Below are 12537 nucleotides of genomic sequence, written 5' to 3'. Positions count from 1 at the left end.
TGGGAGACAACGTCTTTTCCATTATTCCCGACGCTAAGAATACTTTTATTGGAAAGGTAAAAGCTCCGGCACTCAATTCAGGAAAAATAAAAGTAGGACAAAGAGTAAATATCCGTTTGGCAAATTACCCGGACCGTGAATTTGGTGTCTTAAGAGGAGAAATCAAAAACATTTCATTGGTACCCGATAAAGATGGAAATCTTTTACTAGACGTTGCACTTCCAAACGGATTAAAAACATCTTACGACAAACAAATTGTATTTCAGCAGGAAATGAAAGGAAGCGCAGAAATTGTAACCGAAGATCTGCGTTTGATTGAACGAATTTTATATCAATTTAAAAACATTTTTGAACAAGTTTAGGTTTAGATAAATTCTTAAGGCCCTGTTTTTGATGCAGTTTACAAAAATTAATAGATGGAATCCTTTCAAACATAGAAAAGTTAGATATTGCATTGGGAAATATAGAATACAAAGTAAAAATATATAAAAGAGCCAAATGTTAGTTACTAACATTTGGCTCTTTTTTTATTGCATTTTCCATAGTTAAATCAGGATAATTTAGAATGTGAAATTTCTTTCAGTTTCTCATTGGCTAAGCTCTATTTTGCCTAATTTTGAACGCATCTTTAAGATCTGTTGCCAATGATACCACGATTATTATTTCTATTACTCTTTTTATCTTCTTTTTCTATTTATTCTCAATCCACCAAAGAATTGATAGACAGCTTAAATACGATTGATAATTATGAGACGAAGGTGAGATTATGTCAAGAAATTGCTTTAAAACTTCAGAATTCCGATTGGGAAAGAGCCGTCAAATATATTGAACGAGCAGAAGTTGAAGCCAAAAAAACAGCAAAACCTGATGAAACTTTGGCAGCCGTATATATCACTTCGGGTAAAATATACAATGCAAAAGATGCTTTGGATATTTCTCTACAATACTATTTAAAGGCCTATGATATTTATAAAGAAAAAAATAATAAAGAAGAAGCCATAAAAGTAGAAAACAATCTAGCTATTTTATATGCAAAAAGTAACAACCAGGAGAAGGCTTTAAAATTCTTTCTGCATGTTTATCAAGATCAAAAAGTTAAGAAAGATTCTACCAAACTGGTCAAGATCTTAAATAATATCGGAACAATTTATCTGGATAAAAAACCAGATTCTTCATTGTATTATTATCAGAAAGCTTATTCGATTACCAAGGCACTAAAAGATAACAATCTAACCGTTTACATCTATACAAACTTAGCCCGAGCTTACTTTTTAAAGAATAGTAAAGAAAAAACAAGACTTTATTTTGAAAAGGCTTTTGAATTACTGGATTCCGTTTCCGACAATTCTATAAAATCATTTGTTCACGAGGCATTTGTAGAATACAATTTGGCGGAAAATAAACTTGACAGCGCGATTACACATGCGCAACTGGCCTTAGAATTAAATAAGGATAAATTGTTTGGTTTTTCTAGCATGCGACTAAATAAAATGCTTTATGAAGCTTATTTAAAGAAACAAGATTATAAAAATGCGGTTTATTATTTTGAGCAGTATAACAAAATAAGCGACAGTATCAATATTGAACAGAAAGCTGTAAATCTAGAGAGAATAAGGCTCGAACAGGATTACAAGGTAAAGAATAAAATTAGAACGCTTGAAGAAGAAAAAACACGTTTTAGATATTATGTAGCTGGATTAATTTTGGTTGTAGGTATTCTTATTTTAATAATTCTACTGATAAGATACAGAAATAAAAACATTAAAAATCAACTTGAAAGAGAGAAATTAAAAAGAAAAGAACAGGAACTGAAACAAAGCTTAGAAGCCAAAAACATGGTTTTGGTAGGAAAAGCAATGTCTGAAATTCATCGTACCGATAATATCAACGAAATTCTGACTGATCTTAAAATGATCAAATTGAAAACGGTTAACAAAGAATTACAGCAGGCAATTGATATTGTTTTGAAACGTTTGGAAAAGGATTTGAATACCGATATCTGGAAAGAATTTGAAATCAGTTTCGAGCAGGTTCATAAATCTTTTTTCGACAAACTTACTATTGATTATCCTTCACTTACTCCAAAAGACCGAAGATTGTGCGCACTTTTATATCTTGATTTGACTACAAAAGAAATTTCCCAAATTACAGGTCAATCTTTTAAATCAATCGAAAATGCACGAACCAGACTTCGTAAAAAGTTCGATTTGACCAACGAAAAAGTAAATCTTTCTACTTATTTAAACAGCTTTAAAGGTGATTTAATGTAAAATTAAATTTAAGTTAACCATTTGTTTAAGTTGTTGTTAGGGTGAAATGAGTGTTTTTTAAGTGTCTTATTTCTGTCTAAGAGTGTTTTTGCAATAGTCGTTTTTTTTATCTGCGGAAATGTGCATTCTACATTTACCAAATCTATTATAAATAAGTTTGGATGAACGCAAAGAAAAAAGCAGAAACGCTTAAAAGTTTAGAGCAACTCTTAGAAGAAGCAAAAACGAAAAAGAGCGCACTTCTAAAAATTTTACAAAAAATAACAAAAGCAGATTCAAAAAATCAACCTCGAAATTGATTTTTTGAATCTGCTTTTGTGCTTTATAAGCAACCATTGTAAAACATTTGTTTTTAACCAGACAACCTTAATATTAACTTTAAATTTTAAAAATGAACCAGATTTACTCTAAACCGAGGCATTTGTTTCTTTTGCTGGGTTTCTTTGTCTGTTCCGTTGGAATGGCTCAGTCTCCTTTGCCAAAAAACAAATCCACTAGTGCGCAGACGGCCATACTATCGCCTTCTGCAACTCAAAAAAATGATCAAGTTTCTCAGAAAAAAAATGATCAAAACAATAATCAGGAAGACAATGATACCAGTTCTCTTCTGACTCAAAAAAGTATAAAGGGTACTACGCTTTCTCAAGAAGAAAGTGAAGCAGTAAATAAAAGAGCTCAAGCAAGCAAAAAACTCTTTGATAAAAGTCAAAGTGCTTCAACAGCTAAAAATATTCAGACTTTAGATAGCACAAAAGTGAGATCTTTTGCCAAGTCTTCTAATTTGACGATCAGAAATGTTTTTGAAGTCAAAAAAGCTGATTTTGATTTGGCTGCTACTGATAAAATGCAACTAAAATCTGTTTCGGATAAACATGGCAGAAGTTTAGCTACGTATCAACAAATGCACAATTCTGTTCCAGTAGAAGGATCGATTTATAAAGTTAGAGAGAACAAGAATAAAATTGATGCTTTTGGACATATCAGTAAAAAACTTCCAGCAAGCAGTAGCTATAAAGTAAATGCTTCTGTAGGTTTGCAAAATGCATTAAATGAAGTAAAAGCGAAAGAATATGTTTGGCAGAGTAAAAAATTATCCGCTTTAGTGCATAAAAAAATCAGCACTAAACCAGAAGGGGAATTGGTCTATGTTGGACCAAATTTTTCTTCTGAATTGACTGAATACCATTTAGCATGGAAATACGATATTTTCGCTACAAGTCCGCAATCTAGTCAGACAATTTATGTAGATGCCAATACAGGAAAAGTAATCTTAAAAATTGATTTGCAGCGCGATGTTCACACTGGGAATGCAAGTGTTGGAAAAGCGAAAGGGAATTTAGGACAAAATGAAGTTTTAAATTCTAAGAAAATTGCTTACCAAAATATCGGAAAAGGTAAAGCTCGTTATGCAGGTGATGTTACTTTTTTTACCAAACAATATGCAGATGGTTATAGATTAGAAGCAGAGCAAAGCAAATTTAAAGTGCCTGTTTATACTATAAACATGAATCATGCAGACGAACCAACAGATGACGTTCTTACAGATTTTATTGATGAAGACAATAACTGGAATGATTTGTACAATAAAGACCATGATGAAGCTGCAATAGATATTCACTGGGGGGTGTCAAAATCTATTGATTATTACGCAGAAAAATTCAACAGAAATAGTGTTGATGATAAAGGAATGACCATGTTCGGTCTCGCGCATTTGGGAACAAAGGTTGAGAATGCTTCATGGACCGGAGGGTGGATGCAGTTTGGAGATGGTGATAATGCTCCTTTTGTAAGTTTAGGAATCACAGGACACGAGCTTACGCATGCCGTAACGCAATTTTCTGCAGGCTTAATTTACAAGGGAGAATCAGGAGCAATGAATGAATCTTTCAGTGATATATTTGGAGTGTCTATTGAATTTTATGCCGGTAAGGACAGTAAAAATGATATATGGATGCTTGGAGATGAGTTGTATAGCCACGGAAGTTTGCGAAGCATGTCTGATCCTAAAACACAAGGACAGCCAGATACTTATGGAGGAACAAATTGGGCAGATCCTGCAAATTTAGGATATGATAATGGCGGAGTTCATATTAATAGTGGTATTACTAATTATTGGTTTTATCTTTTGGTAGAAGGAGGAGAAGGTGTTAATGATCTTAATAACAGTTATAAAATATCAGCGATCGGTTTAGAAAAAGCCGAAAAAATTGCTTACGTAGCACTTACAGAATACTTATCGCCGTCTTCAAACTTTCAAGATATGCGTCAAGCAACGCTAATGGCTGTAGAAGATTTGTACGGATTAGGTTCTGAAGAATACAAACAAGTAGCTAATGCTTGGTATGCAATTGGTGTGGGAGCTGCTTATTCTGATAGACAATTTGCAGTGATTTCTGTTCAAGAACCTTCTTTGCCATGTGGACAATTAAAAGGAAATGAACCTTTTTATGTTACTATAAAAAATACAGGAACAACTGTAATAAAAGCAGGTGACCTTTTAAATTTCAAATTAAGAGTTCTGCATAGTGCTTTAGGGGTAATGGTAGCTACTTATACAAATGATGGTGGTGTTCCTTTTGCTAAAGATTTGGCAGTAGGAGAACAAACAACTTTGGAAATTAAGAGCCAGATGCCATATGAAGTTGGTGGTGCAATAAACTATGTAGAGATAAAAATAGATTTAAATCCTGTTACGGAATTTGGAGAAAAAGACGGATACTCTTTTGTGTCTCAAATTGTGGTTCCAACAGCTCAAAAAGACTTTGACATTAAAGTAACAAATCTAAAAATGCCTAATTATACAGGAGATGCACTTACAGCAAGCCATCAGCTTGCTATTACGCTTGCTAATTTAGGTTGTCAGGATATTCCAGCTGGAACTCTGTTAAAAGTTGGGTATGCAGATACAAAAGCAGGAAGTGCAACGATCTGGAAAGATGTTACGCTTCAGACTGCTTTTAAAGGAAAATCAGAAATAACAATTCCTTTTGACGAAACAGTCGATTTATCTTCACAAGGTCTTCATACTTACGAAGGTTATGTGACATTTAGCCAAGATCCAGTTACCACAAATAATAGTATTTTAAATGCTGCGTATAGTGGTATTGTAACGCAATTGCCATATTCTGAAGGTTTTGAAAGAACACCAGGAGGTTGGAATACAAAAATTTTAGACGGAACACAAAAGTTTGTTTTTCAGAATTATCCAGCATCTTTCAGAAGTGTTAAGTCACAATATATGTGGGCAACAGTAGATTTTAAATCAACGGATAAAATGGGACTAAATTCTGATTTTGTATTAGAATCTCCAATTTTTGACTTTACCAATGTTACTTCTCCTTATATAGAGTTCGATTTATACTATTTATTTCACAGAGGATATGACGGTTTAATTCTGGAATATTCAGAAGATAAAGGTAAAAACTGGAAAAAAATTGAAAATGTAAATTATCCAGAAACTGTTCACGGTAACGAATTGTTTGACGGACCTTGGTTTACGGGTGTAAATACTGTACTTAAGAAAGATCCATATCAAGTTCGCTTAAATGATCTTGCAGGAAAGAAAGTAGCAATTCGTTTTCATATAAAATCAGACGATTATTATGATGGTTTCTTAGGAGGATTTTTAGATAACATCTTAGTAAGCAATGCTCCCTACGACTTAGAAGTTCTTTCAGCAAAATTAGATGCTGGTAGCTGTACGGTTGATAATACCAATGCTACTATAAAAACTACCATAACCAATAATTTTGCTACTAACAGTCAGGTGGTAAATGTTACCACAAAAATTCTTGATGCATCAAAAAAAGAGGTTTTTTCAAAAACTGAAAAAGCGACATTAAACTTTGCGAAATTTAAAGATACGATTACATATTCAGTCCCAAATATTAGTTTGCAAAATGTGGGAGAACATACCATTTCGGTTTCTGTTTTTCCTGAAGACATGACTATCGATGCAAAGCAAGCGAACAATTCTTATGTGTTTACTTATGATAACTGGAATAATGAAGATTTAAAAGTATCTGTACTTCCTTATAAAATGGATTTTGAAGATGCTTCTAAATACAAAGGCTGGAGAACTTCAGAAAATAAAGGAGCAGCAGGATGGAAACATGGTCTTCGTGCCGATTTAGGATCTCCAGGATGGTTTATCGACGACCATACTAAATTTATGGCGAGTAATGATGACAAATGCAATTGTGATTCTGCTAATGATATGCTGGTTTCTCCAGTGTTTGATTTAACTAATTATAAAGAAGCGCATTTATCATTTGACGGTTTTGGAGATGCTCAACATCTTTCTGACGGTTACGTAAAAGTAAGTACAGATGGAGGAGCAACATGGCAAGAGGTGTTTCATATGCCTTATTACAACGGCTGGTTTGGATATAATGTTGATTTGAGCGCTTACGCAGGAAAATCTTGTGTAATGGTTGCCTTTCAACAAAATGATAACGGACTGTTTGCTAATGGTTTTGCAGTTGATAATATCGAAATTACACCAACTAAAGATTACTTAAAGTTATCTAATTTAGTTGTAGCCGAAAAAGTCTATGAAGATGCACCATCGCATGAATTTTTTATAGATGCCAGAAACGATGGTTATAAAACAGTTGATAAAGTTACTGTCAAATATCAAATTTTTCAAAACGGAACTGCTATTGGCGAACCTATTTCATTAGAAAGAGTGGCTGCTATAAGACAAGGTGAAACGCTAGCTTATAAAATTGACAAATTTCCAAAATTAGAAGCTGGAAGCTACGAGATTAAAGTGCAAGCTGCTGCTGATGGACAAGCATTTGCAGATGCGAAAAGTCTAACTGCTGCTTTTGAGGTTATTGCAAATGCACAAGAGTTAAGTGCCGAGAATTTTACAAACTTGCCAAAAGGTTCAATATTCGGTTATAGAGGTTTTGTTTCTAATCAAAGTGATGAGAATTATCCTTGGAGAGCTCTTGCTGCTCCAGACAACACTTATTTGACACTTCCGTTAAAAGATCGCAATGGTGATACTGACGGAAAGCTATTGTACAGTCAATTAGAAGGACCTTATTATTATGGAGAGTTAATTTCGCCACTTTACAAATTGAATGCTAGTTCTACCATTTTAGAGTTTTATTATGCATTGCAAAGTAATGTTAATGATGCTTTAATTGTTGATGTTAAAGAAGTTGGAGGCGAGTGGAATGAAACGTGGAGAGCTACTAGCCAAGGAACTTATGTAGATACAGAATGGCAGAAAGCAGCGGTAAATATTACTAAATATGCAGGAAAATCTGTAATGTTTCGTTTTAGACACGCTAAATCTGCAGGATATTCATATCTAGTATTAGACGATCTTAAAATTAACACCGATCTAGTTGTAGATGTATCGGTTCAAATTTTATCTCCAAAAGACATTTGTGGCAATAACCAAGTAAAAGTTAAGCTTACCAACGAAGGGCAAACTCCAATTGCAGCAAATGTTATTCAGTTAGATTTAAATTACGTTAATACATCAGAAGAAATATCTGAAAATGTTGCCTCAGGAATTCCTGTTGGAGAGAGTATAGAATATACTTTTATCAAACAGCCTAAATTGGACGACTCTGGAGATTCGCATGTGTTTACTATCAATGCAAAACTGGAAAATGATGTTATAAAACAAAACAATACAGTTAAAAATTATGTGTATCAAAATGTGTCTTCAGATTTCAGAATATTTGATAATCCAGTAATTCATGCGTACGAAGGAACCTCATTATATGTTACTGCCGAAACTAATTTCTTGGATAAAGAATTAGATGTTACGTCATATAAATGGAATACTGGCGAAGCTAGTGCCGATATTAGCGTAAGTAAAGCTGGCGATTACACTGTAACAGCAAATCTAAAAAATGGTTGTACTATTTCTGAAACTGTAAAAGTGGTCTTCGATACTTTCGAATCTGAGTTGACAAATGGTGATGTCTGTGGGCCAGAAGTAGTTTTAAATCCAGGTAAATTCTCAGCTTATGAGTGGTTTGATGGTTCGACTGAACCGACTTTCACCACAACAGAAAGTGGTGATTATTATGTAACGGTTTATAACGAAAACGGTCTTGGTAAAATTTTCAAAACAACCATTTCAATCTTAGAAAACAAGGTTCCAGAAATTCAGCAAGCAGGAGACAAAAAATTGACTGCTGTAACTGATGCAGTTTCATATCAGTGGTTTTTAAATGACAGACCAATACCGAATGCAACTCAAAAAACAATTGTAACTATTTGGGAAGGTAATTACAGTCTTCAAGCAACAAACAGCAATGGATGTAACAGTATGTCTGAGCCATTTGATTCTAAAGGGCTTTTGATCGGAAAAATTACAAATCCGTTTAGAGTTTTCCCAAACCCTGCAGCTGATACTGTCAATATCTTCTTGGCTGATAAAGTAGAAGGAACAGCAGAAATCAGAATTTATGCAACAGACGGAAATGCTTTATGGAGTAAAACCTATTCTACAATGCCATCTAATATAAATGTAAGCCAACTAACGACAGGAGTTTATATTTTAGATTGTACAGTGCAAGGTAAAAAATACACTGCAAAAGTTATTAAGAAGTAAAAATTAACAAATAGAAGAATGGTAACCTATTTTGTAGCGTTACCATTCTTTAAAACAACTAAAAAACTATGAAAAAATCCATGCTAATTTTATGCTCCTTAATGCTGTGCGGTGTCGTTATGGCTCAGGAGAAGAAATTTAAATTTGGAGCAAAAGCGGGTTTGAACATTTCTAGTCTGACTTTTGACGAAAGTGAACTGAATTCGTCATCCAAAACAGGTTTTACGGCAGGACTTATGGCTGAAATTTCTTTAGCAAAAAACTTCGCCATTCAACCTGAAATATTGTATAGTCAGCAAGGAATGAAAATTTCTTATTCTGATGCAGAAGTCGAAAATTCACATTATAAAAGTACTATCGAACTCAATTATTTAAATATTCCGGTAATGCTTAAATATTATGTTTTAAAAGGATTAAGCGTACAGGCGGGACCTCAGATCGGAATACTTTTAAAATCGAATAACAAATCTCAGGATAATTTTTTAGGTTATGAAAATAAAGACAATTACAACTTATCAGATTATGCTAATGGTGTAGATACTTCTGTAAACTTTGGATTAGGTTATCAGTTTAAAAATAAATTTTACGCAGATGCACGATATAATATTTCGTACTCAGATATTTTTAAAGATGCAAACGATACTTATATCATTAATAGTGACATGAAAAATAGAGTTTTTCAGATAACAGTTGGTTATTTTTTTTAAATCGAGTTAGTAACACTCATGTCACTTTAAAACCACTCTTGCAAAAGAGTGGTTTTTTTATAAAACTGATAAAAAATAGAAACTACATTTTAGTAATAATAAATTCGCTTCGACGATTTATTTGATGTTGTGCTTCGGTACACGGAACTCCATTCGAACAATTATTAATTAACTGCGTTTCGCCATAACCAATGGCACTTTCGATTCTTTCTGGAGCAACACCTTGAGAAATCAGGTAATCTCTTGTGGCTTTTGCTCTTCGATCAGACAACTCTAGATTGTATTGATCGTCTGCCCGTGAATCGGTATGTGATTCAATTTTTATGACAACACCGTTATATTGATGCATTAAGAGTACGACTTTATTCAATTCTATTGCGGCATCATAACGAATTTCGGACTTGTCTAAATCAAAGAAAATAATTCCGATTTTAATTTTTAAAACGCCATTCTCTCTAACTATTAAAGCAGGATCTAAACCGATTGGCGTTTCTGTTGTTCCAGAACTGTTTGGAGTAATGATAGTTTTGATTCCGTTGGCGTAATTGTCTTTAGAAACCTCAACGATATAAGTACTATTACAATCTAAAGCTTTATTGAATTCGTATTTTCCATCAATTTGAGAAACGGTTTCTTCTAGTTTTTCTCCGTTCTGATTTTTAAGAGAAACCATTGCACCTGCAATTTTATTATTCGAAATCGCATCAAAAACATAACCCTTAACAGCCTGATTGCAGAAGCGCTCGAAAGAATAAATATCATCATCTCCTTTTCCTGTCTTTCTGTTAGAACATACAAAACCTCGATTTGTTTCTTCGTTTACGATAAAAGCAAAATCATCTCTATTACTGTTCAATGGCGCACCAAGATTTTTTGGACTTTCAAAAACGCCCTCGTTTAAACTGCTTTCAAAAACATCCAAACCTCCTAAACCGAGAAATCCATCAGAAGCGAAATAAAGCGCCTGATCGGTTATGTACGGAAACATTTCGCGTCCTGTTGTATTTACTTTTTCGCCTAAATTTTTAGGATCAGAATATTGATTATTTCCTAAAATATCGACTACAAAAATATCAGTAGAGCCAAGTGTTCCAGGCATATCAGAAACAAAATAAAGCTTTTTTCCATCTTTGCTTACAGAAGGATGTCCGACCGAATAATTATCGCTGTTGAAGGGAAGTTCTTTAATGTCTTTCCACTGTACAGAACCGTTTCCATTTTCTGTCGCAGTTGCGCTGTAAATCTTCAGATTATTGATGCCTTTGCTATCACGTTTTAGTTTGCCGTTATAATTGTTTCGGGTAAAATAAATAGTTTTTTCATCGGGTGAAAAAGCAATGCAAGCCTCATGATATTGGGTTGTGATTTCTTTGCCAAAACGTTCCTTAAAAGTAACATTTGCCTGCGATTCGCTTATTTTTCCCAATTGCATGTTAAGATAAGGTTGGTCATTCCATCCGTATTTATTGGTTTTTAAATAAGAAGAATCAATAGTTGTAGAATAGACCAAATCTCCTTTGTAAAACATAGGGCCAAAATCGGAATAAGCAGAATTGATAGCTAAATTTTCTAATAAAAAAGAGGGTTTTATATTTTCAATATCTTCTAAAGTAACATTTTTAAGAGAAAAATTTTGTGTTCTTGTGTCGTTTGATTTTTGTTTGGATGCGAAGTTTTTCATCCATTTTTTTGCCAGTTCATAATTTTGAATTCCCTGTAAAGATTGTGCATAACGAAATAAATATTCAGCAGGAACTTCATTTGGGTAATCGTGAATTAGCTTTGCATACCAAGTGCTGGCGCTTTGCATCTGAGTATTAAAATAATGTGCATCTCCAAGTCGCATTAGTATTTCTTTAGAATGATCTCCACTATTTACCGTAAGTTCATAAGATTTTGCTGCTTCGATATAATACATTTTATCAAAAAGAGCATCGGCTGTTTTGTTCTTGGTCTGCGAAAATGCTTGTTGCAAAATCAGCAATACGAGTATAGTAATTGTTCTTTTCATAGACTAGTGTATTAAAAGAATCTTGGTGATTTAAGTCCTTTCTTGCGAGAAACCAATTCAAAACGAAGCATGATTTCATGAGTGCCGCTGTTGTAATTCTGCATGGATGTTGTGGTGTAATCGTAAGCATATCCAGCCATTAGCATCGGCGTAATTTGTATTCCTGCAAGTGCGCTTACAGAATCGGATGTTCGATAAGAAACTCCTAAAGTCAATGCATTATTAAACATGAAATTGGCCGAGATATCTGCAATTAAAGGTGCGCCGGCAACATATTTAACTAAAACAGCGGGTTTGAATTTAGTATGTGCAGAAAGATCAAAAACAATTCCACCAATTAAGTACAAATGTATTCTCTGATTGACAAGATCTTCCCCGATATCATCATAAGTATAACGCTCTTTGGTCATAAAATTAGGAATCGAAAGTCCGATGTAATCTCTTTCTCCATGCCAGTAAAGTCCGGCCCCAACCACTGGAAGAAATTTATTAGTGATGTTTTCACGGAACTGCACATCAGGATCTCGGTAACTACCTTTGGACCAGTCAATATTGATAACACGTCCACCTCCTTTTATTCCGAAAGAAAGTTTATGCGATTCACCGGATTGAATGGTATAAGAGAAGTTGGCGTCTAAATATTGTTCTTCTGAAGGACCGATTTCATCATTAATGATAGAAATACCTAAACCTAAATTCTTTGCTATCGGAGTGTCTAATGAAAAACTCTGTGTATCTGGTGCGCCTTCTATACCAACCCATTGTGTTCGGTATAATCCTGTTATGGTTAAATGACCAAGTGAACCCGCATAAGCTGAATTGACGGTAAGTGTATTGTACATATATTGCGTATACTGTGGGTCTTGCTGTGCGGAAGCCACGTACACTGAAAACATGCTTATTATCATGAAAACCTTTTTTATATTTTTAATCATAGCCAATATATTTTGGTTAATCTTATTTTTA

7 protein-coding genes are annotated in these 12537 nt (G+C 33.9%); 5 read left to right on the top strand and 2 right to left on the bottom strand.

From position 1 onward, the window contains the following. From K6T82_RS22595 to K6T82_RS22575, 5 genes are all read left to right on the top strand, one after another. Positions 1–362: HlyD family secretion protein (locus tag K6T82_RS22595; protein WP_223711005.1), on the top strand; the 362-nt coding region annotated here is incomplete at its 5' end. A gap of 282 nt (positions 363–644) precedes the next feature. Continuing rightward, a complete protein-coding gene (locus K6T82_RS22590; protein WP_223711003.1) occupies positions 645–2270 on the top strand; it encodes a tetratricopeptide repeat protein in 1626 nt (541 codons plus the stop codon). 161 nt (positions 2271–2431) lie between these two features. Continuing rightward, positions 2432–2569: a hypothetical protein gene (locus K6T82_RS22585; protein WP_223711001.1), complete on the top strand. Its 138-nt coding sequence runs from the start codon at positions 2432–2434 to the stop codon at positions 2567–2569. A gap of 92 nt (positions 2570–2661) precedes the next feature. Further along, the gene (locus K6T82_RS22580) at positions 2662–8853 is read left to right on the top strand and encodes a M4 family metallopeptidase (protein ID WP_223710999.1); all 6192 of its coding nucleotides are present in this window, start codon (positions 2662–2664) and stop codon (positions 8851–8853) included. 68 nt (positions 8854–8921) lie between these two features. Continuing rightward, positions 8922–9560, top strand: a complete 639-nt coding sequence (locus K6T82_RS22575) for a porin family protein (protein ID WP_223710997.1) — start codon at positions 8922–8924, stop codon at positions 9558–9560. A gap of 82 nt (positions 9561–9642) precedes the next feature. Here the strand turns inward: K6T82_RS22575 and K6T82_RS22570 are convergent, their stop codons facing one another. Together K6T82_RS22570 and K6T82_RS22565 are read right to left on the bottom strand one after the other, a co-directional pair. Then, positions 9643–11571: an OmpA family protein gene (locus K6T82_RS22570; RefSeq protein WP_223710995.1), complete on the bottom strand. Its 1929-nt coding sequence runs from the start codon at positions 11569–11571 to the stop codon at positions 9643–9645. A gap of 11 nt (positions 11572–11582) precedes the next feature. Further along, entirely contained in the window at positions 11583–12506 is a 924-nt protein-coding gene (locus K6T82_RS22565; RefSeq protein WP_223710993.1) for a PorP/SprF family type IX secretion system membrane protein, read from the bottom strand. Positions 12507–12537 lie beyond the last annotated feature (31 nt).

It is taken from the genome of Flavobacterium potami (genome assembly GCF_020026915.1).
Lineage (GTDB): Bacteria > Bacteroidota > Bacteroidia > Flavobacteriales > Flavobacteriaceae > Flavobacterium > Flavobacterium potami.
Note: the sequence above shows the minus strand (reverse complement) of the source record. Positions and strands in the feature narration are given on the sequence as shown.

Excerpts from the sequence above, each read along its gene's own strand:
- K6T82_RS22565 (WP_223710993.1), bottom strand. The coding sequence starts at position 12,506 with ATGATTAAAAATATAAAAAAGGTTTTCATGATAATAAGCATGTTTTCA.
- K6T82_RS22570 (WP_223710995.1), bottom strand. The coding sequence starts at position 11,571 with ATGAAAAGAACAATTACTATACTCGTATTGCTGATTTTGCAACAAGCA.
- K6T82_RS22575 (WP_223710997.1), top strand. The coding sequence starts at position 8,922 with ATGAAAAAATCCATGCTAATTTTATGCTCCTTAATGCTGTGCGGTGTC.
- K6T82_RS22590 (WP_223711003.1), top strand. The coding sequence starts at position 645 with ATGATACCACGATTATTATTTCTATTACTCTTTTTATCTTCTTTTTCT.
- K6T82_RS22580 (WP_223710999.1), top strand. The coding sequence starts at position 2,662 with ATGAACCAGATTTACTCTAAACCGAGGCATTTGTTTCTTTTGCTGGGT.
- K6T82_RS22585 (WP_223711001.1), top strand. The coding sequence starts at position 2,432 with ATGAACGCAAAGAAAAAAGCAGAAACGCTTAAAAGTTTAGAGCAACTC.